The 25,159-nt window shown below is 66.1% G+C and carries 23 protein-coding genes and 1 tRNA gene; 18 read left to right on the plus strand and 6 right to left on the minus strand.

The window, feature by feature from the left end:
- Positions 1-84 precede the first annotated feature (84 nt).
- The 11 genes from guaB to QF031_RS05705 all read left to right on the plus strand — a co-directional run bounded on the left by guaB (position 85) and on the right by QF031_RS05705 (position 16,925).
- Positions 85-1,596, plus strand: a complete 1,512-nt coding sequence (gene guaB / locus QF031_RS05655) for an IMP dehydrogenase (protein WP_307425212.1) — start codon at positions 85-87, stop codon at positions 1,594-1,596.
- Positions 1,597-1,723: 127 nt separating this feature from the next.
- Positions 1,724-3,241 carry an HNH endonuclease signature motif containing protein gene (locus QF031_RS05660; RefSeq protein WP_307425214.1) on the plus strand — a complete coding sequence of 506 codons (1,518 nt, stop codon included), beginning with the start codon at positions 1,724-1,726 and terminating at the stop codon, positions 3,239-3,241.
- Between the two features lie 27 nt (positions 3,242-3,268).
- A complete protein-coding gene (locus tag QF031_RS05665) occupies positions 3,269-5,128 on the plus strand; it encodes an ABC transporter ATP-binding protein (RefSeq protein WP_307425218.1) in 1,860 nt (619 codons plus the stop codon).
- A gap of 12 nt (positions 5,129-5,140) precedes the next feature.
- Positions 5,141-5,503, plus strand: coding sequence for a hypothetical protein (locus QF031_RS05670; RefSeq protein ID WP_307425222.1), 363 nt, complete (start codon positions 5,141-5,143; stop codon positions 5,501-5,503).
- Between the two features lie 295 nt (positions 5,504-5,798).
- The gene (locus tag QF031_RS05675; protein ID WP_307425225.1) at positions 5,799-6,935 is read left to right on the plus strand and encodes a GuaB3 family IMP dehydrogenase-related protein; all 1,137 of its coding nucleotides are present in this window, start codon (positions 5,799-5,801) and stop codon (positions 6,933-6,935) included.
- Positions 6,936-7,044: 109 nt separating this feature from the next.
- Positions 7,045-8,784, plus strand: coding sequence for a glycerol-3-phosphate dehydrogenase/oxidase (locus tag QF031_RS05680; protein ID WP_307425227.1), 1,740 nt, complete (start codon positions 7,045-7,047; stop codon positions 8,782-8,784).
- Positions 8,785-8,840: 56 nt separating this feature from the next.
- On the plus strand, positions 8,841-9,329 hold the full coding sequence (locus QF031_RS05685) for a PTS sugar transporter subunit IIA (protein ID WP_307425230.1): 489 nt from the start codon (positions 8,841-8,843) through the stop codon (positions 9,327-9,329).
- A gap of 76 nt (positions 9,330-9,405) precedes the next feature.
- Positions 9,406-10,266, plus strand: a complete 861-nt coding sequence (locus tag QF031_RS05690; RefSeq protein ID WP_307425233.1) for an SURF1 family protein — start codon at positions 9,406-9,408, stop codon at positions 10,264-10,266.
- Positions 10,263-10,772 (plus strand): DUF3817 domain-containing protein, encoded by a 510-nt coding sequence (locus QF031_RS05695; RefSeq protein ID WP_307425236.1) that lies wholly within the window; start codon positions 10,263-10,265, stop codon positions 10,770-10,772. The genes QF031_RS05690 and QF031_RS05695 overlap by 4 nt, the downstream gene beginning before the upstream one ends.
- Positions 10,773-10,884: 112 nt before the next feature.
- On the plus strand, positions 10,885-12,474 hold the full coding sequence (gene guaA, locus QF031_RS05700; RefSeq protein WP_307425239.1) for a glutamine-hydrolyzing GMP synthase: 1,590 nt from the start codon (positions 10,885-10,887) through the stop codon (positions 12,472-12,474).
- A 128-nt stretch (positions 12,475-12,602) separates the two neighbouring features.
- Entirely contained in the window at positions 12,603-16,925 is a 4,323-nt protein-coding gene (locus QF031_RS05705) for a DUF4011 domain-containing protein (protein WP_307425243.1), read from the plus strand.
- A gap of 71 nt (positions 16,926-16,996) precedes the next feature.
- On the opposite strand, the gene cpaB is transcribed toward QF031_RS05705, so the two are convergent.
- The 3 genes from cpaB to QF031_RS05720 all read right to left on the minus strand — a co-directional run bounded on the left by cpaB (position 16,997) and on the right by QF031_RS05720 (position 18,844).
- Complete coding sequence (gene cpaB / locus QF031_RS05710; protein WP_307425246.1) at positions 16,997-17,725, minus strand: Flp pilus assembly protein CpaB; 729 nt, start codon at positions 17,723-17,725, stop codon at positions 16,997-16,999.
- Between the two features lie 114 nt (positions 17,726-17,839).
- The gene (locus tag QF031_RS05715) at positions 17,840-18,112 is read right to left on the minus strand and encodes an FmdB family zinc ribbon protein (protein ID WP_307425249.1); all 273 of its coding nucleotides are present in this window, start codon (positions 18,110-18,112) and stop codon (positions 17,840-17,842) included.
- A 111-nt stretch (positions 18,113-18,223) separates the two neighbouring features.
- Complete coding sequence (locus QF031_RS05720; protein WP_307425252.1) at positions 18,224-18,844, minus strand: 5-formyltetrahydrofolate cyclo-ligase; 621 nt, start codon at positions 18,842-18,844, stop codon at positions 18,224-18,226.
- Between the two features lie 104 nt (positions 18,845-18,948).
- Between QF031_RS05720 and galU the strand changes: the two genes are divergently transcribed.
- From galU to QF031_RS05740, 4 genes are all read left to right on the plus strand, one after another.
- Entirely contained in the window at positions 18,949-19,854 is a 906-nt protein-coding gene (galU, locus tag QF031_RS05725) for a UTP--glucose-1-phosphate uridylyltransferase GalU (protein WP_307425255.1), read from the plus strand.
- A gap of 4 nt (positions 19,855-19,858) precedes the next feature.
- On the plus strand, positions 19,859-20,479 hold the full coding sequence (locus QF031_RS05730) for a GNAT family N-acetyltransferase (protein WP_307425258.1): 621 nt from the start codon (positions 19,859-19,861) through the stop codon (positions 20,477-20,479).
- Between the two features lie 104 nt (positions 20,480-20,583).
- Entirely contained in the window at positions 20,584-21,507 is a 924-nt protein-coding gene (locus tag QF031_RS05735; protein ID WP_307433158.1) for a hypothetical protein, read from the plus strand.
- Positions 21,508-21,640: 133 nt separating this feature from the next.
- Positions 21,641-21,713, plus strand: a tRNA-Ala gene (locus tag QF031_RS05740).
- A 46-nt stretch (positions 21,714-21,759) separates the two neighbouring features.
- Here QF031_RS05740 and QF031_RS05745 read toward each other — a convergent pair.
- The gene (locus QF031_RS05745; RefSeq protein ID WP_307425261.1) at positions 21,760-22,176 is read right to left on the minus strand and encodes a hypothetical protein; all 417 of its coding nucleotides are present in this window, start codon (positions 22,174-22,176) and stop codon (positions 21,760-21,762) included.
- Positions 22,177-22,276: 100 nt separating this feature from the next.
- Between QF031_RS05745 and QF031_RS05750 the strand changes: the two genes are divergently transcribed.
- The 3 genes from QF031_RS05750 to QF031_RS05760 all read left to right on the plus strand — a co-directional run bounded on the left by QF031_RS05750 (position 22,277) and on the right by QF031_RS05760 (position 23,678).
- A complete protein-coding gene (locus QF031_RS05750) occupies positions 22,277-22,480 on the plus strand; it encodes a hypothetical protein (protein WP_307425263.1) in 204 nt (67 codons plus the stop codon).
- A gap of 198 nt (positions 22,481-22,678) precedes the next feature.
- Positions 22,679-22,831 (plus strand): LPXTG cell wall anchor domain-containing protein, encoded by a 153-nt coding sequence (locus QF031_RS05755; protein WP_307425266.1) that lies wholly within the window; start codon positions 22,679-22,681, stop codon positions 22,829-22,831.
- 91 nt (positions 22,832-22,922) lie between these two features.
- A complete protein-coding gene (locus QF031_RS05760; RefSeq protein WP_307425268.1) occupies positions 22,923-23,678 on the plus strand; it encodes a Pr6Pr family membrane protein in 756 nt (251 codons plus the stop codon).
- Here QF031_RS05760 and corA read toward each other — a convergent pair.
- Both corA and QF031_RS05770 read right to left on the minus strand, forming a co-directional pair.
- On the minus strand, positions 23,656-24,651 hold the full coding sequence (gene corA, locus QF031_RS05765; RefSeq protein WP_307425270.1) for a magnesium/cobalt transporter CorA: 996 nt from the start codon (positions 24,649-24,651) through the stop codon (positions 23,656-23,658). The genes QF031_RS05760 and corA overlap by 23 nt on opposite strands.
- On the minus strand, positions 24,652-25,146 hold the full coding sequence (locus tag QF031_RS05770; RefSeq protein ID WP_307425272.1) for an Lrp/AsnC family transcriptional regulator: 495 nt from the start codon (positions 25,144-25,146) through the stop codon (positions 24,652-24,654).
- Positions 25,147-25,159 lie beyond the last annotated feature (13 nt).

Below are 25,159 nucleotides of genomic sequence, written 5' to 3' on the forward strand. Positions count from 1 at the left end.
GCACAGGCCAGTACCGTAATAACGGGCTGGTCATCGGCTGCAACCCCTACCCGTGACCCAGCAACCAAGGTAAGAGGCGCACTCATGACCGAGCCCGAACACAATCCCTTTGGCTTCATCGGCCTGACCTACGACGACGTGCTCCTCCTCCCGGGCCACACCGACGTCATCCCGTCCGAGGCAGACACCTCATCGCGGATCTCCAAGCGGATCAGCGTGCAGACCCCGCTGCTCTCTGCCGCCATGGACACCGTTACGGAATCCCGCATGGCCATTGCCATGGCCCGCCAGGGCGGCCTGGGCGTGGTGCACCGCAACCTGTCCATCGCCGACCAGGCGGACCAGGTGGACCGGGTCAAGCGGAGCGAGTCCGGCATGATTACCAATCCGTTGACCATTCGGCCCGAGGCCACGCTGCGGGAGCTGGATGATCTCTGTGCCCACTACCGCGTGTCCGGCCTGCCCGTAGTTGACGAGGACAACCGCCTCCTGGGCATCGTGACCAACCGCGACACCCGCTTTGTGCCGGAGTCCGATTTTCCGCTGCGGCTGGTCAGCGACGTCATGACCAAAATGCCCCTGGTCACCGGGCATGTGGGCATCAGCCGCGAGGAAGCCTCGCACAAGCTGGCCACCAACAAGATCGAAAAGCTCCCGCTCGTTGACGACCAGGGCCGGCTCAAGGGCCTGATCACCACCAAGGACTTCACCAAGGCGGAGCAGTACCCGCTGGCCACCAAGGACGACGAAGGCCGACTCCGCGTCGGTGCAGCCATCGGCTTCTTCGGCGACGGCTGGGAGCGCGCCATGACCCTGGTGGACGCCGGCGTCGACGCCCTGTTCGTGGATACCGCCAACGGCCACTCCCAGGGCGTGCTGGACATGATCCGCAGGTTGAAGTCCGACCCCGTAGCTGCCCACGTGGACATCATCGGCGGCCAGGCCGCCACCCGCGAAGGTGCGCAGGCACTGATCGACGCCGGCGCCGACGGCATCAAGGTGGGTGTGGGCCCGGGCTCCATCTGCACCACCCGCGTGGTGGCAGGCGTGGGCGTCCCGCAGATCACCGCCATTTACGAGTCCGCCAAGGCCGCCATCCCGGCCGGCGTGCCGCTGATCGCCGACGGCGGCCTGCAGTACTCAGGCGATATCGGCAAGGCGTTGGTGGCCGGAGCCGACACGGTTATGCTGGGCTCGCTCCTGGCGGGCTGCGACGAGTCCCCGGGCGACCTGATCTTCGTGAACGGCAAGCAGTTCAAGTCCTACCGTGGCATGGGCTCCCTGGGGGCCATGCAGTCGCGGGGCAAGAACACGTCCTACTCCAAGGACCGCTACTTCCAGGCCGACGTGTCCGGTGACGACAAGCTGATCCCCGAAGGCATCGAAGGCCGGGTTGCTTACCGCGGCCCGCTGTCCTCCGTGGCCTACCAGTTGGTTGGCGGACTGCGGCAGACCATGTTCTACACCGGCGCCCCCACCATTCCGGAGCTGAAGGTCCGCGGCAAGTTTGTCCGGATCACCTCGGCAGGACTGAAGGAATCGCACCCGCACGACATCCAGATGACCGTCGAGGCGCCGAACTACGGTTCGCGGTAGGCTGCGACGGTTTAATACACGTTGACGTGTGTGAAGGAGGAGGCGGGATAATCCCGCCTCCTCCTGTTTTGTGCACCCGGATGGCGCTGTCGGTCTAAATGTCGGACCCCCGCTGCATGATGTTTATATGGGAATCAGCGGTGGTGTTGGGGTGGCGTTGGAGGGTGTTTCTGCCTCTGTTGCTGCCCTTGATGCGCTGGACCGTGAAGATGCTTTCCTGACTTCCGCGGTCCCTGTTGGTGCCGGTATGGATGTGCTGGAGCGGCGGTATGGGATCCGGTTGGAACGGCTGGAGGTTATCTCCCGATTGGAGGCACAGCTCGCGGCGGTGAAGGCGCAGGACGCCGCCGGGGCCGTTGAGTTCCAGCAGGCCATGACCCCGCCCGATGCCTCGGTGCAGGACCGCACCTACACCGAAATGTCCGTCGTTGAGGAGATCGCCGGGGTCCTGACCATCAGCTCCGCGGCGGCCGGGGCTTTCGTGGATCAGTCCCGGCGGGTCTGCTCCCTGCCGCGGGTGTTCGAGGCCCTGTCCGCCGGGGCGATGTCCTGGCAGCACGCAAGGATTATTGCCGACGAGACCGAGGGCCTTGACCCTGCGGGGGCGGCCGGGCTGGTGGCGCACTTCTTCGACCCCGACGCCCCCAACCCCGCCCGCGGCGCAGCGCCCGGCGAACTCATCCCCTCCCGGTTCCGGGCCAAGGTCCGTACCTGGCGGGAACGCCACCACCCCGAAACCCTGGAGAAGCGGCATGCCAAGGGCGTGGCGGACCGGCGGATGGAATACACACCGGACAAGGACGGCATGGCCTGGGTCTCGCTTTACCTCCCCGCAGACACCGCGTGCGCCATCTGGAACCGCGCCACCGCCACCGCCCGCGGACTCCAGGGCCCCAATGAACCCCGCACCCTCACCCAACTCCGCCCCGACATCGCAGCATCCCTGCTCCTCGGCGCCGGGAACACCACACAGACCGGGAAACCCACGGAGGTCGGACAGGTCCCCACCCCGCGGGCCGACGTCCTGGTGATGGTTCCCGTGTTCGCCCTCTTCGGCCACACCGGCGAACCCGCCGTACTGGATGGTTTCGGACCGATCCCCGCGTCCATGGCACGCAAACTCGTCGCTGACGGGGCACAGTCGTTCTACCGGGTGCTGGTGGATCCCCGGGACGGGGCGCCACTGGAGATCGGGCGGAAGAACTACCGGCTCACCGAGGCCATCAAACGCTGGATCAGGATGCGGGATGCCAAATGCACCTTCCCCGGCTGCACCAACCGCACCCCTGACAACGACACCGACCACCTCACCGCCTGGCAACACGGCGGCACCACCAACGTCAACAACCTCGCACAGCTCTGCCCCAAACACCACCGACTCAAACACCACAGCCAATGGACACCCGACCCGGCGACCGAAAATGAACCGCCCGGCTGGACCTCACCAACAGGCAGACACCACAAATCCGAACAGGAGGATGCAGAACCACCCCACTGGCCTCAGTGGCTGAGCCCGGAGTGGATGAATGCGGCACACCACAGCGGGGGAGCACGTCGATTGGCCGGTGGGCGGCCGGACTTCCAGTACGTGGCACACTCACCAGGGGAAGATGCCCTGCTGCGCTGTCTCCATTCCAGGTCATGACGAACTGCCCGGCACTAGGCTGATTCCATGTCCCAACCGCGCCATCCGGCGGAACTGACCCCCAAACGCAATCCGCAAAAGCGGCTGGCCCTGCGCCCCTATGCCAGGGCCGTGGCCCAGGTGCTTCGAGTGAGCTTCCGGGCCTCGCCGGGAGCTGTGGTCATGAAGGTGCTTGGTTCGCTGATCTCCGCCGTGCTGCCGCTGGTCACCACCTACTTCGCCTCCCTCACCACCACCGCGTTGGCGGCAGCGTACGCGGGCGACGGCGGAGCGGGGCGGCTTGCCATCGTCTACGTCATCGTCACTGCCGCGCTGGGTCTGTTCTGGGGCGCCTTCAACAGTGTTGACCGATACATCCAGCAGCTGATGAGTTTCAAGGTGGGCGCCATCGTGGGCGACCAGATGTATGAGCGCTTCCTGGCCCTGGAGTTTTGGCGCTACGACGATAAAGAGACGATCGACCTCTACGACCGGGCCAAGAGATTCTCCGATTCCTACGCCCGGGTGCTGGACCGCATCGCTGCCATCTTCACCCAGCTCGTTTCCGTCATCCTGGCCATCGGCGCCTTGCTGCTGGTCAGCTGGTGGATCGCCGTCATCGTACTGGTGGCCATCGTGCCCAGCGTGTACCTGCAGTTCAAGCTGTCCAGGGAACAGATCGCGCACTGGAACACCCAGGTGGACTCGCGCCGTCAGCGCCGCATGATCGAAACGAACCTCCTCCGTCCCCAGTACATCGCCGAGATGCGGCTCTACGGGATCGTCGGTTTCCTTATGGGCCTCCGTTCGCGGCTCCGGGATGCCGACGAGCGGCGCCGCCTCGATTACCAGCGACGCTACATCCCCAAGCAACTGGCCGCGGATGCCCTCCAGTACGGCGCGGAGGTGGTGTCGCTGATCTGGGTGGTGGGCCAGATCATTGCCCGTGCAGCCCCTGTTGGTCAGTTCCTTTACGTCCAGCAGATCGTGAGCCGCGCCCTGTCCACGGCCAACAATTTGGTCTCGTCCCTGAGCTCCATTGACGAGGATCTCGCCAACCTGAAGGACTATGAGCTGTTCATGGCGCTGCCTGTGCACAGCGAACACGCACCGCCGTTGCTGCAAGCACCCGGGGAAGTCGAGCTGAAGGACATCCGGTTTACCTACACGGGCAGCGACATCGAGGTCATCCGGGGCATCAGCCTCACCATCCGCCAGGGCCAACACATCGCCACCGTGGGGGAGAACGGTGCCGGCAAGTCGACGCTGATCCGCATTCTCGCCGGGCTCTACCGTCCCGACTCGGGCCAAGTACTGCTCGACGGCGTGGACCTCGCCGCCGCCGACGTGACCTCCTGGCACCGGCACCTGGCCGTGCTCAGCCAGGAGTTCCTCAAGTACGAATTCGCGACGGCCGCCGAGAACATCTACTTCGGCGACGTGGAAAGCCGGCGCGACGACGGGCGGATTCAACGCGCAGCCGCCGACGCCGAGGCGCTGGACTTCATCAACAAGCTCCCCAACGGCCTGGACAACCACGTGAGCAACTGGATGGAGGACCCCCGCGGCCGCAAAGGCAGCGGCCTGTCCGGCGGTCAATGGCAGCGTTTGGCGATGGCCCGGAACTTCTACCGGGACGCCTCCTTCATGGTGATGGACGAGCCCACGTCCGCCATCGATGCCCTCGCCGAGCACCGCATCTTTACCCGGCTTTTCGCGGACCGCAGCAGCACCATCATCGCCATCAGCCACCGGCTCGCCACCATCGAGAAGGCGGACGTCGTGTACATGCTGGAGGACGGGAAGATCGTGGAGCAGGGCACGCACAAGGACCTTGTGGCCCTGCGCGGCCGCTACTTCCGGATGTTCGAGTCCCAACTGACCGTGGAGGAAGCGACCGGGCCCTAGTTCTCCATCACGGTGGTCCGCACCCGCGCAACACTGGGCCGCGGCGGCACGCTGCTGAAGCCGAACCGTGACGGCGGGCCGGATGGGGGAGAGCGTCCCGGCATCGGCACCTTCCCAAGTGACGACGGCGGACGTCACGTGGTGCAGGTCCGTCACCCCATAGAACTCCGTCCTTCCGCTGCCCGCAGTACCGTAGGTGCGGGCGCCGGGTGCCACAAGGGCGGCGAACGGATTGACGGCGGTGAGCCAGCGGGGATGGGCGGCAAGGCGCCGGGGCACTGCCCGCAGCGCCGAACCCAGGAAAGTCCTTGTACCGGTGATGGCCCGGATGGCCAGCGGGCCGACGTCGACCGTCAACGCCTGATCGGCGAGTAAGGCGGCAACGTCAACCACCCGCACTTCGTCAAAGCTGTACGTGGCTGAGATAAAGCCAGCCACTTCGGGTGTCGGTGCCAGCAGCAGGCGGTGCCCGGAGGGTTGCTGCACCATGACGTCGGCGAAAGACCCAAAGGGGGACTCTTGCCATATGCCCACCACGGTACGCAGCCCGGAGGCCGTGCCGATACCGGTGATGTGACCGTCGAATGTCCAGCGCTGTCCCATCAGGCCACTCTAGCCAAGCCCTCGCAGCCGATCCGGGACAGCGGAGCGGCTGGGATAACCTAGAGCAGTGACTTATGAGATCGAGATCGGCCGTGGCAAGCGTGGGCGTCGTGCCTACTCCCTGGATGACATTGCAATCGTCCCCAACCGTCGGACGCGCGACCCCAAGGATGTCTCCGTCTCCTGGCAGATCGACGCGTACCAGTTCGACATGCCCGTGATCGCCGCCCCGATGGACTCCGCCATGTCCCCGGCCACCGCAATCGCCCTGGGCAAGCTGGGCGGCCTGGGCGTGCTGGACCTGGAAGGCCTCTGGACCCGCTATGAGGACCCGCAGGCGGTCCTCGATGAGATTGCGGGACTGGAAGACGAGACCAACAGTCCTGCCGTCACGGGACGGATGCAGGAGCTGTACCAGGCACCCATCCAGCCCGACCTCATCACGTCCCGCCTGGCCGAAATACGCGAGGCAGGCGTCACCGTCGCCGGGTCCCTGACCCCGCAGCGCACCCAGGAACACTACAAGACCGTCCTTGCCGCCGGCGTCGACATCTTCGTCATCCGCGGCACCACCGTGTCCGCCGAGCACGTATCCAAGGATCACGAACCGCTGAACCTCAAGCAGTTCATCTACGAACTCGACGTTCCCGTCATCGTGGGCGGCGCAGCAGGCTACACCCCGGCCCTGCACCTCATGCGCACCGGCGCGGCCGGCGTCCTGGTGGGCTTCGGCGGCGGCGCCACCACCACCACGCGGCGGGCGCTGGGCATCCACTCGCCCATGGCCTCCGCCATTTCCGACGTCGCGGCCGCCCGCCGCGACTACATGGACGAGTCCGGCGGCCGCTACGTCCACGTTATTGCCGACGGCGGCATGGGTACCTCGGGCGACATCGTCAAGGCAATCGCCATGGGCGCCGACGCCGTCATGCTCGGCAGCGCGCTGGCCAGGGCAGAAGAAGCACCGGGCAAGGGCTGGCACTGGGGCCAGGAAGCCCACCACACCGAACTGCCGCGCGGGGACCGCGCCAACGTCGGCACCGTGGGTCCGCTGGAAGAGGTCCTCTTCGGACCCGGCCACCACACCAACGGCACGTCCAACCTCATCGGGGCGCTGCGGCGCTCAATGGCGACCACCGGCTACTCGGACCTGAAGGAATTCCAGCGGGTCGACGTCGTCGTATCTCCTTACGAAGGGAACTGACGCACAGGGCAGGGCCGGGTGGTCACCACCCTGTCCTGCCCTGCCCAAAGCACGCCACTTGCAAGTAGTCTGGGTCTACTACCGGCACTAGAGGCACTGGAGGCGTTCAATGAAGAGTGTTCCTGCAAACGGCGGGGTCCTCGGCCCGCAGGCCAGGGAAGCATCCGTCCAGCGGCTGCGCGCCACTTCCGAACCCGGCCAGGAACTGGACATCCTGATTGTCGGCGGCGGCATCGTTGGCGCAGGAGCGGCGCTTGACGCCGTGACCCGCGGGCTGAGCGTAGGCATCGTTGAAGCAAGCGACTGGGCCGCGGGCACGTCTTCACGGTCGTCGAAACTGATCCACGGCGGCCTGCGCTACCTGGAAATGCTGGACTTTGCCCTGGTCAAGGAGGCCCTGCAGGAACGCGGGCTGCTGCTCTCCGAGATTGCCCCGCACCTGGCCCGGCCGGTGCCCTTCCTGTACCCGCTCACCAAGCCGTTCATCGAGCGGCCCTACGTGGGCGCCGGCATCGCGCTGTATGACGCGATGTCAGTCTCCGCCGGACACAGCAGGGGAGTGCCGTTCCACAAACACCTCAGCCGCCGTGGAACCCTCCGGGCCGCCCCCAGCCTCAAGAACGACGCCTTCGTCGGGTCCATCCGGTACTACGACGGCCAGGTGGATGACGCGAAATACGTGGCAAACCTGGTCCGCACCGCTGCCTACTACGGCGCCCACGCCGTGAACCAGATGAAGGTGGTGGACTTCCTCCGCGAAGGTGAACGGGTGGTCGGCGCCAAAGTGGAGAACCGCGAGGACGGCACGCAGTTCAGTGTCCGCGCAAAGCAGGTCATCAACGCCACCGGCGTGTGGACCGACGAAACCCAGGCCATGGTGACGGACCGCGGCCAGTTGAAGGTCCGCGCCTCCAAGGGCATCCACCTGGTGGTTCCCCGGGACCGCTTCCAATCCACGGTGGGGCTGATCCTGCGCACCGAGAAGTCGGTGCTGTTCGTCATCCCGTGGGGACGCCACTGGATCATCGGCACCACCGATACCGACTGGCACCTGGACAAGGCCCACCCGGCGGCTTCGAGCAAGGACATCGACTACGTTCTGGAACACGTCAACCAGGTGCTCAAACGCCCGCTGACCCGGGAAGACGTCGAAGGGGTCTACGCAGGGCTGCGGCCGCTGCTCGCCGGCGAGAACGACTCCACTGCCAAGCTCTCCCGGGAGCACGTGGTGGCGCACCCGGTTCCGGGCCTGGTGGTGGTGGCCGGGGGCAAATGGACCACCTACCGGGTCATGGCCAAGGACGCCGTCGATGAGGCCACCCGCACCATGGACGAGCGGGTGCCACCCAGCTGTACTGAAACCATCCCGCTGCTGGGTGCCAGCGGTTTCCGGGCGGCCTGGAACCGCCGCAACCGGACGGCCGAGGAATCCGGCGTGCATGTGGCGCGGATCGAGCACCTGCTCAACCGGTACGGGTCCATGACGCCCGAAGTCCTGGAAATCATCGAGCAGAATCCGGAGCTCGCCGAGCCCATCCCGGGTGCGGACGACTACCTGCAGGCGGAGGCCGTGTACGCTGCCACCCACGAAGGTGCCCGCCATGTGCAGGACGTCCTCACCCGGCGGACGCGGATCTCCATCGAGGCCTGGGACCGCGGCGTGTCCGCGGCCCCAGTTGTCGCTAAACTGATGGGTGACGTCCTTGGCTGGAGTGAGGCGCAGCGCGAAAACGAAGTCCGCCACTACCTTGCCCGCGTGGAGGCGGAGCGCCTTAGCCAGCAACAGCCGGACGACGAATCCGCAGACGCGGCCCGCCTGGGCGCGGAAGACATCGTGCCCTTGCGTTGAGGGGCCGCTCTGCGTGGAGGGGCTGTCCGCCCCACTGCTGACTGAAGGGATACGCCTTGGCGGAACCGCTGGACCCGTATGACGCCCACCTGACCACCGCCGACATGGTCATCCTGGAAATGGAGGCGAAGGACAAGACCGACGCCACCAACCAGCTCGCAGAGCGGCTGTACGCTGCCGGTCGGATCTCGGATTTGGACGGCTTCCTGAAAAACGTCAACGCCCGGGAACACCAGCTGGCCACGGGGCTCCCGGGCGGCATCGGGCTGCCGCATGCCCGCAGCGAATTCGTTTCCCAGACGTCGATCGCAGTCGGAATCGCGAAGTACGGCCATGCGCTTGACTTCGGTGCCGCAGACGGTCCCGCCTCCGTCATCCTGCTGATAGCCACTCCGGCCAGCTCCTTCTCAGATCACCTGGAGGTACTGGCCACCTTGGCCCGGTCGCTTTCCAAGGAGTCCTTCCGTGAGTCGCTGCGGCGTGCCTACGACGCCGAAGTGATCGCCGAGCTCATCAACTCCAGCCTGGTGTTCTTCGACCACTAGGCAGGACCGGGCTGGTCCCGGTCTGTTCGCCCCTGGCGTTTAGTTGTTCTACAGAAGTACGAAGTACGGTTAAGACGTGTGGAAAACAGCCCTTAAGCCCCGGTGGATCGCAGGCTTTATCTTCGCGATCGCTCTCTCCGGGGTCTTCGTGCTGCTGAGCCAGTGGCAGTTTGGCCGGTCCACCCAACCCGAAGTGCCGGTCAATCCGGCCACCGAGCAGGTCCAGCCACTGACAAGCACGCTCCAGCCGGGAGAGTTCTTCCACGGCAGCGTTGCCGACCAAATGGTGACAGCCCAGGGAACATACAGCCCCGACAAACAGGTGCTGGTTCCAGGGCGGCTCCATGACGGAAAGAGCGGCTATTGGGTAGTTTCGGCCTTTGCCGTCAACGGCGCCCCGGCCCTGACCGGAGCTGCCGCAACCCCCCAGACCTGGATACCGGTGGCACGCGGCTGGGTGGCCGAACCCGGGGACGCGGCAGCACCGCCGTCGGGCGTCGTTGAACTGACCGGACGCCTCCTGCCCTCCGAGGCGCCGGTGGCCGGGAAGGCACCAAAGCCGGGGGAGGCCTCAGCCGTTTCCGTGGCCGAGCTCATCAATTACTGGGAAGTCAGCAGCTACCCAGGCTTCGTGTCGGCCACCGCAGAGGTGGTGGGCGGCGAGGACGTCAGTGCCGCGGCAGTTCCCGGGAGCCTTCTTCCGCTGGACATCGGCCCCCAGCCGCCCGCACAGCACATCAACTGGCTGAATCTTTTCTACTCCATCGAATGGGTCGTCTTCGCCGGCTTTGCCCTCTTCATCTGGTGGCGCCTGGTCAAGGACGACTACCACCGGGACCTCGAGGAAGCCCTTGATGACGCCGAAGCCGCCGGCAACGACGGGCAGCACGCACCAGACCAGCAACCTGACCAGCCCCAGCAGAAGGTACAGCCATGATTGATCCGAAACCGGCCACCCCCTCGTCGCAGGCACCCGGCGGCAAAACTTCCGGGAAGAAGCGCCGCTTCGGCGGAACGGAGGCGCAGATCCGGTCGGCCCTGAAGTTCTACAAGGTCATGGCCTACCTCACCGGCACCATGCTGCTCCTGCTGTGCGCGGAACTGGTGGCACGGTACGGCTTCGGGCAATACCTGTTTGCCGGCGGCACCAACGCCGTCACCGGCCAGCCCTTCGGCTTCGGATTCGCCGACGCCGAGCCGCCCGGGGTGATCAACGGCGTCAACGTCTCCGTCACGGTGCTGATCGTCCACGGCTGGATGTACGTGGTGTACCTGGTCTCCAACTTCCGGCTGTGGTCACTCATGCGCTGGCCATTCCTGAAGCTGGTCCTGCTGGCACTTGGCGGCGTGGTGCCGTTCCTGTCCTTCATCGTGGAAAAGAAGTTCCACGCCGAGGTGGAAGCCGAGCTGGCCGCCAACCCGCAGGCGCCCCAGCGGTACTGACGCCGCGGCGGGGCCTGCAACGCCTGCCGGCCGCACGCCGTCGGGCGTCTGCTCCATCACAGCGCGGCTTCTCAAGATGCGCCGGTGCAACGCCGCAAAGTAGGCTATTACGGTGACTACTCCCACTGCATCCCAGACTTCACAGAAGCCGGTGCTGGTTGTTGATTACGGTGCCCAGTACGCGCAGCTGATTGCCCGCCGCGTCAGGGAAGCGAATGTGTATTCGGAAGTGGTTCCGCATACTTACTCCACCGAACAGCTCCTGGCCAAGAACCCCGCCGCCATCATCCTCTCCGGCGGCCCCTCCAGCGTTTATGCCGACGGCGCGCCAAGCGTGGGTGCCGACCTCTTCGAAGCGGGTGTCCCCGTCTTCGGCATCTGCTACGGGTTCCAGGCCATGGCTAACGCGCTGGGCGGCAAGGTGGACAAGACCGGCCTGCGGGAGTATGGCTCCACCGAAACCACCATCCTGGGCGAGGGGCGTTCCGTGCTTGAAGGCATGCCCCAGCACCAGAAGACCTGGATGAGCCACGGCGATTCCGTCCACGCGGCGCCCGAGGGCTTCGAGGTCCTGGCCACAACGGCAGGCGCGGAAGTGGCCGCCTTCGCCAACGAGGAACGGGGCCTCTTCGGCGTGCAGTGGCACCCCGAGGTCAAGCACTCCGCGTACGGCCAGCAGGTGCTCGAAAACTTCCTGTTCAACTGCGCCAAGATCGAGCCCAACTGGACCACCGGCAACATCCTGGAAGAACAGGTGGAGCGAATCCGGCAGCAGATCGGCGATGCCCGGGTGATCTGCGGGCTTTCCGGCGGCGTTGACTCGGCGGTGGCGGCAGCGCTGGTCCAGCGCGCCGTTGGCGACCAGCTGACCTGCGTGTTCGTTGACCACGGACTGCTGCGCGAGGGCGAAGCGGAACAGGTGGAACGCGACTTTGTGGCCGCCACCGGCGTCAAGCTGTATGTGGCCAACGAGCAGGAGCGCTTCCTCTCGGCGCTGGCAGGTGTCAGCGACCCCGAAACCAAGCGCAAGATCATCGGCCGCGAGTTCATCCGCGCCTTTGAAGAGGCCGAACTGGCCATCATCGCCGAGGCCGCCGCGCACGGTGAGAAGATCAGGTTCCTGGTCCAGGGCACCCTGTACCCGGACGTCGTCGAATCCGGCGGCGGCGAAGGTGCGGCGAACATCAAGAGCCACCACAACGTGGGCGGGCTCCCCGAGGACCTGCAGTTCGAGCTCGTCGAACCGCTGCGCGCCCTGTTCAAGGATGAGGTCCGCGCCGTGGGCGCCCAGCTGGGACTGCCGCAGGAGATTGTGGGCCGCCAGCCGTTCCCCGGCCCCGGCCTGGGCATCCGGATCGTCGGCGACGTCACCAAGGAGCGGCTGGACCTCCTCCGCAAGGCAGACGCCATTGCGCGCGCCGAGCTGACCGCCGCCGGCCTGGACAACGAAGTATGGCAGATGCCGGTCGTCCTGCTCGCAGACGTCCGCAGCGTCGGTGTCATGGGCGACGGCCGCACCTACGGCCACCCCATCGTGCTCCGTCCCGTTTCCTCCGAGGACGCCATGACCGCCGACTGGTCACGGCTGCCCTACGACCTCCTCGCCCGGATCTCCAACCGGATCACCAATGAGGTGGACGGCGTCAACCGGGTGGTGCTGGACGTCACCAGCAAGCCGCCGGGAACCATCGAATGGGAATAGCATCCTAAGTGGCCGGCCTCCGCCAAGGGGGCCGGCCACTGCTTTTCCCAGTGAAATCGACCGCAAATTCCCGTGCTCCAGTGTTGCGGTCGCTCAAGTCCGGCGCCGAAGAGGCTACTCTCGAACCTATGCCGGTATGGTCCAGGACGTCACGTGCAAACGCAGAAAAGAAGGCAGAAGTGTCAGTTGGTCAAGGCCACCCGGAGGGCTCGGAAGAGCTCCGTAAATGGCTGTCCGGGCTCAAACCCGTCACCGGCGCGGACACCATGCTGCGCTTCACCAAGACGCCCGAGGGCTCCATTGACCTCACCTCGGCCCACCCCTCCGGACTGGCCCAGCTCATGGCCGGGCGCCGCACCCGCCTGTCCACGCTGATCCGCGACCGGCAGCAGTATGTGGTGGCAGCCAGGGCATCGCGCAACATCCGGTCCAAGATCTTCGAGCTCGCCAACGACCGCGGCATCGACGCCGGGTACCTCTCCGCCGGCACCGTGGTGTGGACGTCCGCCGTCGGAGGTAAACCGCAACGCGTCTCCGCCCCAGTGATGCTGACCGCCATCTCCCTCACGGTCCGCCCGGGGGAGGACGACTTCGAACTGCAGCTCACCGAGCAGGCGCAGATCAACCCCGCCCTGGTGCGGCATCTGAAGAACATCCACGGCATCGTGTTCGACGTCAACGCCGTGACCCGCCTGGCCTACAGCACCGCGCGGTTCGATCCGCAGCCCGTCCTGGACCGGCTGGCCACCCTGATCCGGCCCATCCACGGAGCGGAAACCCAGCACAACCTGCTGGTCTCCACCTTCGCCGACCTCTCCGGCAACCTGGACGATCCCTGGATCAACGACACCCACCCCATCGTCTCCGCGCTGGCCACCGCGGCCGGCGGCGAGGTGGTGGACGTCGAAGAACCGGACCCGTCCCGCTTCCCGCACCTTGACAACCGGCACCCCGAGGACGAACTGCTCCTGCTCGACGCGGACACGGACCAGCAGTACGTGATCGATGCAGCCCGTGCCGGTGACTCCCTGGTGGTCAGCAGCCCGCCCGGCACCGGCCAGACCCAGACCGCGATCAACACCATCGGCGCCCTGGTGGATGCCGGCAGGACCGTGCTGGTAGTCGGTGACCGCCGCGCCAGCCTCAACGAAGTCTCCTCGCACCTGGAATCGCTGGGGCTGGACTCCATCCTGTTCCAGCTCTCGGGAACCGTCTCCGCGCAGCAGTTGAAGGGCCAGCTGGTCAGGGCAATCGTCCGCAACGAAAAGTCTCTGGAACCACAGCTCGGGAACCTCCACGACACGCTCACCGAGCACCGGCATGCCCTCATGGACCACGTGGCGTCGCTGCACAACGTCCGCGAACGGTGGGGTTGCTCGCCGTACCAGGCCATGCAGTCACTCGCCGAGCTCACCTCCATCCATCCCGCACCGGCCACCACCGTCAGGCTCAAGCGCAGCGTCCTGGACAGCATCCGGGACCGGGAAGAGCTGGCCGGAAGGCTGCGGCGTGCCGCGGAACTGGGCAGCTTCAGCAAGGCGGCCACCACCAGCCCGTGGCACGGCGCCAGGCTGCTGACCCGCAAGGAAACCGAGGAAGCACAGGACCTGGTCCGTTCCGTTGCCAAGAGCCTGCCCATCCTGCGGGAGCGCATGGATGCTGTCGCCGACCACGCCGAAATCCGCCTTGGTGATACTTTCGCGGAGTGGGGCGAGCAGCTGGAACTGCTGGTGGCCGTCCGCGGCAGCCTGGACAAGTTCACCCCGGACATCTTCGACCGCCCCGTGACGGATCTGATCTCCGCCACCGCACCCTCCTCGTGGCGGCGTGAGCGCGGCATCGAGCTGACAGCCATGCAGCGCTCCAGGCTGCGCCGGGTGGCAAAGGAATACGTGCGTCCGGGCGTTCACATCGCGGACCTGCACTCATCCCTGGTACTGGTCCAGGAACAGCGGGCCCTCTGGGCAGCCTACGCCACCACCCAGCGGCACCCTGCAGTTCCATCCGGCCTTGCCGAAATGAACGCCATGTACCGCTCGCTGGACCAGGAGCTGGCGCAACTGGGTGAGGCGCTGCGGCACACTGAAGGCGGCGGGTCGCTGACCGGCCTTCCCTACGCGCAGCTGATGGAGCGCCTGGACCGGCTGGTGGCGGACACCGATACGCTCAAGACCCTGCCCGAACGCACGCTCCTCATCGAGAGTATGCGCGAACACGGCTTGGGTGAACTGCTTGCCGACCTCGCCGAACGGGAGGTGCCCGAAGGGTCCGTTGGCGCCGAACTGGAACTTGCCTGGTGGCAGTCCGCACTCGAGGCCATGATCAGCGGCGACGACTACCTTGCCATGTCTGACGGCGACGCCCTGCGCCAGCTCGAAGCCGAGTACCGGCTTGCGGACAACGCGCATATCGCCAGCGGCGCGGCCCGCCTGCGGTGGGACCTTGCAGAGCGGTGGCGTACCGCCATTGGCGCCCAGCCGCGGCAGGCTGACCTCCTGCGCAGCCTGCTCAAAGACGGGCGGGTCTCCCTCGCCGCCTTGACCGCGCAGGCTCCGGACCTCATCGGCACCCTGGTTCCCGTCTGGTCCGTTAGCCCTTACCTGATGACGGGCCTGCTGCCGGCGGAACAGCACTTCGACGCCGTCGTGATCCTCGATGCGGAGGCCACGTCACTGCAGGCGGTCCTGCCCTCGATTGCCCGCGCCCGGCAGGTGATTGCCTTCGGTGATGCCCGCATTGCCACGCCCCGGACCTTCACCGTCGGGGTGGAGCGGCTGGCGCCCGGCGAGTCCGCGCACCACAGGGTGGAAAGCGCCTTCACCGCGCTCTCTGCCGTCCTGCCCGTCTGGCGGCTTAACGTGGTGTACCGCGCGGTTGACGAGGACTTGGTCCTTCAGCTGAGTAAAAGCTTCTACGACGGCGGCCTGCGCCGGCTGCCGGAAGGGCAGTCGGCCACTGGGCTGGACCGGTCCCTGCTGGTTGAGTACCTGCCGGACGGCACCGGCCTGCCAAGTGCAGACCACGAGGGCGTGGAATCCGTGGTGGCAGAGGTCAACCGGGTGGTGGAGCTGGTCTTCGAACATGCCCGCACGCGTCCCCGGACGTCGCTCGCCGTGGTAACCGCCAGCTTGCGGCACGCGGCCCGGATAGGCGAGTCCATCAGGCTCCATCTGTCCAACCAGCCAGGCCTGGCCGGATTCTTCGGCGCCGGCCCGGAATCCTTCCGGGTGGTTGACCTGGAACGCGCCCAGGGCCTGGTCCGTGACCACGTCATTTTCTCGCCGGGATTCGGGCGGACCCCGCATGGCCGTGCACTCCACAACTTCGGTCCGCTGTCTGCTGAGGGCGGCCGGGAGAAGTTTGCCCTGGCCATGACCCGGGCACGGCGCTCCCTGCACGTGCTGACCTGCTTCCGGCCCGAAGACCTGGACCACACCCGCCTCACCCACGGGGCGGTGGACCTGTATGGGCTGCTGGACCGGGAAATTTCCGGCAACACCGATCTTGGCACGCCGGCGTCCCGTGCGGCTGCCAGCGAGCAGGCACTGGGAGCCGACCCGCTGGTGGCAGACTTGGGGGACCGGCTGCGCGCCCGCGGCGCCAGGGTGTGGCACCAGTACGACGGCGCCATCGACGTTGTGGCCGCGGCCGACCCACTGAACACCATGGGCCAGGACGACCTGGACCTCCCGCGGCCCGTGGCCATCGAGTCCGACGGCACTTCCCAATACCGCACCATGAGCGTGCGTGAACGCAGCAGGCTGCGACCGCAGTTGCTGGAACGCCTGGGGTGGCGCTACATGCCCCTGTGGACCATCGAGGTGTTCACCGACCCCTCGTCCTGCGCAGACCGCATCGCAGGGTACCTGGGACTTGAAAAAATGGTGCTGCCGGCCCGGACCACGCCCTCTGCGGGGTTCCTTGACGACGACGTTCACCAGGCGCTCACTGAAATCGACGACGCGCCCTCTGCAGCTGTTTCCTATCTGCCAAGTGCCGGCGGTACCCGGCGCAGCGAGGGCGGAAACCACCAGGAAGCAGGCGGAGTCCGGTACAGCTCCAGCGGGAAGCTGCAGGAGAGCGGCGAAGACAACCCTGGCGCCGATCCCGGCCAGGACAGCCAGGGCAGCCATGGCAGCCGGGCAGGCGTCCCGGACACGAAGGAGGCGGATCCTGTGAGTACGGAAGACAGGGCTGAGGGAGCCAATCCCGAGGAAGAAGAGTCGCACCCGGACGGGAACAAGAACGGGACTGAACCAGGCACTGACGGTGCCGCTCCTGCCGGCCATGCGGCACCTGCCCCGGCCGTAACCGCAGCCCCGGCAACAAAGGGCGGCAGCGAGGAAATCCTCCCGAGCAAGGCTGCGGAAGACGATGCCCGCAGCTGGGGTGACCGGGAGGACGACCACGACACCTGGTTGAAGGAACAGAAGCCGCCGCACTGGGGCTGACAACGTGGTCTGGCCCTTGGCCGGGAGCCGTTCCGAAATCGGTATCCGGGTTGGGGCCGGCAACGGTGGGGTCACGGCGGGCTGACCAGGACGAAGAACAGCCGGCCTTGGGTGGAGGCTCCAGCCAGGCGGGATGACTGTTCCGCGTTGGCCGCCACCACGATCAGGCCATCCGTTTCAGTGGTGCCCAGCCATTGCCCGCTCTGGCCGCCCGTATTGGAGGTCCACAGCACCGGGACTGCAGCTGCCAGAACCTGGGAGGGGCTTTGCTGGTCGAACCCGTTGGCGGCTGTCAGCACCACGTTGACCAGCTGGCCCGGGGAGACCAGCTGGGTGGACGAGGCATCCGCCATTCGCAGCGGAACGGCGGCTGAACCCGGCGGCGTGCCTGCCAGGAGCCCGGGGCCCACCAGCTGGGCATCAGTGAGGAGCTGGCCCTTGCGCATGGGCGCGGCGAGCTGCTTGCCCGTTGCAGCGGCGTCGTCCTGCAGGAACCCGTTGCCCACCATTCCCGGCGGAGCCTGGACGTCAGCGAGATCGGCTGCCGTCACTGCGGTTCCGGCGGCGAGATCCCGGGCGGCGGCCAGCACCGTAACAGTGGAGAGCGGGGCTGGAGTGAGCTGCTGGACTGCAAGGGCTGCCGCTGCGCATAGGAACAGTGCTGCAGCGAGCCGGCGGTTGCGGTTCAGCCATCCGGCAAACCGTGCCACCAGGGGCCGGTCCTTGCGGCGGGTTGCGATATTTCGGGGGCCGGCAGCAAGCCGGTAGGAATCACGGCGACGGCGGGGAAATCTGGGCATGCGCCCACGCTAGTTGCGGGTAACCCGGCAGGGGAGCGGGAACTGACGCTATGTGGACAAAGGCGGCCGGCGCTGGAACGCGCCGGCCGCCGTCGTACTAAGAAATATGCGTCTCTAGCTGGCTGCTGCAGCCGGCGCCGGGGCGGAGGGGGCAGCAGCGGGCGCAGCCGGAGCCGCGGCAGGAGCGGGCGAAACGGAGCTGCCCTTGGAATCGCGGGAGTCCGTACGATAGAAACCCGAGCCCTTGAAGACAACACCAACGCTGTTGAACTTCTTGCGCAACGTACCCTGGCATTCAGGGCAGGACGTCAGGCTGCTGTCTGAGAACGACTGGACAATGTCGAAGGCGTGGCCGCAATCCTTGCAGGCGTAAGCATATGTTGGCACTGGTGCTCCTCCTCTTGGGCAAACGAGAGGTCCCGTGCTGCCAGCTGGTAAACCGTTAGCAGTCGCAGGGCCTGAGTGCTAATTCTATCACTGCCTCCGGGCGGGCCTGGCTCAGGCGCGGGGCGTGAGCGGCTGGTACCCGGACGGTGTAAGGACGGCCGGGACCGGCCGGTCGAACTCCTCGGCAGGAATCCGCCCCGCAGGAAGCAAATCGTCGTCGTAGATAACAGCAGCCAGGGGAATTTCCTTCCCGGCCGTGGCAAGGTGCCCCAGGAATTTGTCGTAGTACCCGCCGCCTTGGCCGATCCTGTTGCCGCTACGGTCCACCGCAGTGGCCGGAATAAAGAGCACGGCTGCCTCGCCGGCGGTCTCCGGCCCGTGCCGGTGCCCGGCGGGCTCGAGGATGGGCGCATATTTGCTGCGCTCGAGACCGGCTTCCGGCGTCCAAAAGACCCAACTCAGCTCCCTGCCTGGTTCGCATACCGGAAGCAGGACCTTGTGCCCGCTGCTGTGCAGGGCATTGATCAGTGGCAGGGTGGGCGGTTCATGACCCACGCCGAGGTACACGCAGGCGATGCCGGGACGGCCGCCGGTAACAGCGCCGGCCCAGGCTTCCCCGTGGACAGCCAAAGCTGACCCCGCCGCTTCCAGTTGCGCCGGGGCCAGCCCTGCACGCCGCTGCCGGTGGGCGGCCCGGATATCGTCCTTTGCGGAGTTCGTCTCCTGCAGCATGGTGTCCTTTCCTGCGTTGCCCGCACTCCGCGGCTTTTGACCGGATGCCAGCGTGCCGCGACTGTAGTTACTGAAATGCTTGACGCTGACGTTAGATTAGTCCGGTGAGTACCACTAATCCCAGAGTCCGCAAAGCCGTCATTCCCGCAGCGGGCCTGGGCACCAGGTTCCTGCCTGCCACCAAGGCGATGCCCAAGGAAATGCTTCCCGTCGTGGACAAGCCTGCCATCCAGTATGTGGTGGAGGAAGCGGTCCATGTGGGGCTCAACGACGTGCTGATGATTACCGGCCGCAACAAACGCGCCCTGGAAGACCACTTCGACAGGGTGCCCTCCCTTGAATCGACGCTCGAGGACAAGGGGGACACGGAGAAGCTTGCGTCCATCCAGGCCGCCAGCCAGTTGGGCGACATCCACTATGTCCGGCAGGGCGACCCCCACGGCCTGGGCCACGCCGTGCTCCGGGCCAAGCAGCATGTGGGCAACGAAGCCTTCGCTGTCCTGCTCGGAGACGACCTGATTGACGCCCGCGACGAACTCCTCAGCACCATGATCGATGTGCAGGCGAAGACGGGAGGGTCCGTCATCGCCCTGATCGAGGTGGATCCCTCGCAGATCAGCGCCTACGGCTGCGCCGACATCGAGGAAATTGACGGCGAAGACTACGTCCGCGTCAACAGGATGGTGGAGAAGCCCTCGCCGGAGGAAGCCCCGTCCAACCTTGCAATGATCGGCCGGTACGTCCTGCACCCCGCCGTGTTCGAAGTCCTCGAGCACACCGAGCCGGGACGGGGCGGCGAGATCCAGCTGACGGATGCCCTCCAGGAACTGGCCTCCGGCGATTCCGAGGGGCACGGCGTGTACGGGGTGGTCTTCAGGGGCCGCCGCTACGACACCGGAGACAAGCTGAGTTACCTCAAGGCCTGCGTCCAACTGGCCATCGACAGCGAAGACCTGGGTCCGGGCCTGCGGGAATGGCTGCCCGGGTTCACAGCCGGCCTTTCCCGGTAGCCCCGTGCGCACAGGTCCCATTTGGCCGGTCACCCTCGAATGCGGGGACCTGGTCCTGCGGCCTATCCGGTACCGCGACAAGAAGGAGTGGACCGAAGTACGGTCACGGAACAGTGACTGGCTGGCGCCATGGGAGGCGTCCAACCCGGATCCGGCGGGTGGGCTCCCTGACTACCGGCACATGGTGCGCTCACTCAATATCCAGGCTGCGCAGGCCACAGCACTGCCTTTTCTCATCACCGAATGGAGGCCCGGTCTCAGGAACCCTGCCATCGTGGGCCAGTTGACGGTATCTTCCATCGTTTGGGGTTCGGCCATGATGGCCACCCTGGGGTACTGGGTTGACCGGGACCGGGCAGGACATGGGATAGCACCCACCTCCGTGGCTCTTGTCACCGACCACTGCTTCCGTGCCCTGGGCCTTCACCGGATGGAAATCAACATCCGGCCGGAGAACGGGCCCAGCCTGCGGGTGGTGGAAAAACTGGGGTTCCGTGACGAGGGCTACCGGCCCCGCTTCCTGCACATCAACGGCAAGTGGGCCGACCACCGCTCGTTCGCCGTCACCGCCGAAGAAGTCCCGGAAGGCCTCTTGGTTCCATGGCTGGCATCGCGCCGGTCATAAATCCAACGGTTTGTCCCCGGGGCACGACACACCGTTGGTAATGCGGCCTGAGCAGCCATGATGCTCATACGGTTTTGAGTGTGGACTTCCCCCTTAGCAGCTCAGTGATCCTTGTGGTTGCCGTCGCGCTCTGGATTGTATGGGTTGCCCCTTACGTCCTCCGGAACCGCAGGCAGCAATTCCAGCCCGCCGGCGACTTCCGGGCAGACGCCCCCGCCGATGAAAGGCCGGACCCGCACGCCGGCCTGGTCTTGAACGTCGCCGCCCAGCAGGAGAAAGCCATGGAACCCAGGAAGAGTGCCGCATCCGCTGCAGGCACTGCAAGCACCCCAGCTCCGGCCAGGTTCCGCGTCCGATACGGCCGCACCGCCCTGGCCCTTGTGGGACTGCTGTCCCTGGTCACCGCTTTTATCTCTGGTGCGCTGCTTCCTTTCGGTGTCGGTTCATCCGCTCTTCCGCTCACATGCGCCCTGTTGACCCTCGCCTCGGTGGCGCTGCTGCGCTGGCTCGCCGTCCGCGACCGCAAGGCGAAGGTGGACGCAGCCTTCCGCTCTGCCATGAGCGCGCCGGCACGCAGCCCGGAAGCCGCCGTCGCCATCCCCGCGAAGCCTGATGCTGTGCCGTCGCTGAAGCCGGAAAGCCCGCTTTTCGACGCGGAGGCAGGCCAACCGAAGGTCAAGCCGCTGACGGCCATGGAGCTGCGTGAAGCTGCCCTCGCCGTCGCTGTGGCCGCCGGCGACACCAGCGCAGCGGCTCCGTCAACTGCCCCTGTGGGCACGCCCTGGGAGCCGGTGGAAGTTCCCAAGCCCGTTTACGTTGAAGCGGCCAAGGCTGAGCGCCCCGAGCCGCAGCCGCTCGAACTTCCGGAGGCGCCCAAAGCAGTTGGGAAGCCGTCGCTGAAGAAGGGTGCTGCCGGGGCAACGGCAGCGGAGGCCGGCGAAGCGGAGCGGCTGGGCGCAGAGCAGACGTCCAAGGCACAGAGCGCGCTGAGCAACCTCGACGACGTCCTCCAGCGCCGCCGCGCGTAGGGCCAGGCGGGGGAGCCTCGCGTGACCGGTAGGTGCAGGTGTTCGTCGATTGGCGTTAGGCAGGGAAAATTTGTAGCCTAGGGACACCGGTTCCGCACCAGCTTGGGAGTCCTTGCAGGATACGGCCAGTTCCGGGGCTATAGCTCAGTTGGTAGAGCGCTTCGTTCGCATCGAAGAGGTCAGGAGTTCGAATCTCCTTAGCTCCACAAATTTCAGCGGTTGCGCGGAGACGCTCCTCGGTGCCCGTTAGTGTCAGACGGACCAGGGCATTATTACCCGGGCGGCTCCGATGCCGACGGCGACCGTCACAGTGGCCGGTGATGCAACAAGAAAGAACGAGGAGAACCCGCCGGCGGCGTAGCCGCCGCCTCGCAGGGAGAGTGCCCATAGGGTCCCGTAAACCGCACTGGCGATCAGGTACGGGACGGCAGCCAGTGCGAAGAGCACATCGACAATCAGCAGCAGGATGGAAGCCGATGTCCTGCCGGCCGCTTCACGTGGGGACAGTGCGTAGCCTGCGGCAATGATCAGAAGCCAGGCCATGGCGACGAATCCCAGGACGATAAGGACGGTCCGGTAGGTCTTCGCCCATCCCGGCAGCTTGTTTGAAGCGGCCGGAGCGGCGTAGGCAAAGCCGTCAGGCTCACTCCACTGGGAGGGGTTGGTCACTAGACGCCTTTCGGGTTTGCGGCGAGTCCCGCCTGGTCAGCATACGGGGTCCCTGGCCGGGGGCCTGGGCGTACTGTGATCATCGGCAACGGTCTCCGGGATGCTGCCGGGCACCGCCCTGATCGGCGTGCTGCTTGTCGCGGTCTCCGTTGTCCTGATCGCGGAGGCCAAGTCCATAATGATCGGTGAGGCCGCTGACCCGAACGACGTCGACCCGATCGCGACCAGGATGTACCTGGACGGGCCTCTACTCAGCGGCAGGAAGTCGGGCGCACCGCCACGCCGTCACATCGGTCGCCTCTAGCCTGGACAGTGAAAGGCCGTTTCGCCGTCCGGGGCGGCCTTTGCTGCGTCTAGTGCCGGGTGTCAGCAGTGCACCTGGGTGGTGTACCCCCAAGCCCTCCGCACCATTTCGTCTGCCGCACCGGCAGTATTGAAGCCGGTCCGCGAAACACCGGGCAATGCCCGGAGCATTCGTGCAGGTCAGGCCTAGAGTGGGGCCATGGGAATCATCATCGGACTTCTGGTCATCTGGCTCATCCTGTCCATCGTCGGCTTCGTCGTGAAGGGCCTTATCTGGCTCGCCATCATTGGCCTGGTTCTCTTCGTAGCTACCGCCGTCTGGGGTTGGCTGAAACGCAGGACCAACGCCTGACCCTGATCCGCCTGGGGGGACGGGTTGTGGGCCGGGTGGGCCTGCCGAAGGACCCTAGCCTTTTCCGTCCGGCCGCCGCCATGCTGTGTCCATGGGCCTCGCAGCGAAATCGAGCGGCCTGGAGCCGGTCGTTCCTCCGGTCCGGCGCAATGTTGCCGTCAACCGCGCCCTCCACCCGGACCGTCCGTGGATTCGGGCTCTCCGGGTCCTAACAGGGCTGGTGGTGCTCGCCGCCGTAGTTCAGAAGACCTTTGATGCCACCCTGCCCGGCAATGATGTTGACGTGCCCCAGCTGTATTCGGAATTCACGGTGCAGGGGAACCTTGCTTTTGGTCTTGCCCTACTCATTTCCGGGGTGCTGCGGCGGAGCGGGTTGCCGGCGTGGTGGGACCACTTCTTCGGGGCATTGGTTCTGTACCTGGTGATGACCGGGATCATCTACGTGGTGCTGGTCGCTCCGCCGGAAGAACCCTGGTGGACCCTGGATCTGTACTGGCCGCAGCTGGTCCACCACCGCCTGGCCCCGCTGGTGGCGGTCCTTGACTGGGCTCTCGTAACCCGCACTGTCCGCGGTCCCTGGTGGCGTCCCTTTGCCTGGCTGGGTTATCCGGTGGTGTTTCTGCTGTTCTCCTGGGCCCGGGGCGGGTTCGACGGGTGGTACGTCTACGACTTTCTTGACCCCACCCTGGACGGCGGCTGGCCAAGGGTGCTGGCGGCCACCGGCCAGGTTCTCGCCGCGTTCCTGGCAGTGTCCGTCCTGGTCCACGCTGCGGGCAACGCGCGCGTGGCTCTGGCGGCCGGAAAGGCCGGCCGGCTCAAAACCCCTAGATCCAGCCCTTCTTTTTGAAGATCCCGTACATGAGGGCCCCGGTGGCAATCATGAGGACCAGCGCGAAGGGATAGCCGAAGGTCCAGTGCAGTTCGGGCATGGTGTCAAAGTTCATCCCGTAGATCCCGGCTACGAACGAGGGCGCGAACAGGATGGCCGCCCAGGACGAGATCTTCTTCACCTGCTCGTTCTGCTCCGCGCTGGCCTCGTTTTGACGGTTCGCCGTGAGGGTTCCGTCCAGGGTCAGGGCGTTCTGCAGCAGGTCACGGAAGGAATCCGCCCGGGAAATCACCCGCTCAACATGGTCTTCCACGTCCCGCAGGCTGTGCCGAAGGTCGCTTTCGACCTGGTATTTTTCAAAGCCCCGCTTGAGCTGGTCCAGCATTTCCGGCAGGGGGTGGATGGCGCGCTGGAACTGGATGACCTCCCGCGCCAGTTCATAAATCCGGCGGGACACGGAAGAGTCGCCGCTGAACAGCTGGTCCTCGATCTCATCGATGTCGTTCTCCAGGCCGGCCACCACCGGCGCATAGTCGTCCACAACACGGTCCAGCAGGGCGTACAGCACCGCCTCGGGGCCGTGCTGGAGGAGGTCCGGCCGTGCCTCCAGCCGCCGCCGCACGGTGGCGACACCCGGGGTTTCGGCGTGCCGCACGGTCACCACGAAATTCTTGCCGGTGAAAACGTGGAGTTCGCCGAACTCCACGGTCTCGTCCTCGTCCAAATACCTGGCCGGACGCAGGACCGTAAAAAGGTTGTCATCGTATCGCTCCAGCTTGGGCCGCTGGTGGGCGGAGACCGCATCCTCCACCGCCAGGGCGTGGAGCCCGAACTCGGCGGCCACGGCGGCCATTTCCTCCACAGTGGGCCGGTAAAGCCCGATCCAGGCCATGCCTCCGTGCCGGGACAGGGTCTCAAAGGTTTGCTCAAGGTTTTCAGGCTCTGCGTGGCGGACGCCGTTGACGTAAACGGCGTTATCGATGATGGTCATTCAGGAGATCCTAGCCGCCGAAGCTGCGCCACTGCTGAGACCGCTGATAAGGGGCTCGGTCCGGTAGGGGATGTGTGTGTTCAGGGCCAGCACCGTTTCGGTCCGGATGACTCCCTTGATCCTCAGGACCTGCCGCAGCGACGCCTGAAGGTTGTGGGTGTCCGTGGCCACCACGCGGCACCAAACATCCCCGCGGCCGGAGATCTCGTGGACTTCCAGGACCTGCGGAATGAGCCTTAGCGCCGCCACGACCCCGTCAAGTTCGCGGTGGGAAACCTCTATGGTCACGAACGCCACCACGTCATAGCCCACCGCCTCCAGGTCCACCTCGCGGCCGCCCGGGCGCAGCACGCCCGCGCGCAGCAGGCGGCGCACGCGGGACTGCGCTGTGTTGCGGGCGATGCCCAGGGATTCACTCAGCTCCCCGATCTGGATCCGGGGATCCCTGATCAAGGCGAGGAGGATCTTCAGGTCTGTGGGGTCCAACTTGTTCAAAACTGTCACTCTC

It is taken from the genome of Pseudarthrobacter defluvii, from assembly GCF_030816725.1.
Classification (GTDB): domain Bacteria; phylum Actinomycetota; class Actinomycetes; order Actinomycetales; family Micrococcaceae; genus Arthrobacter; species Arthrobacter defluvii_A.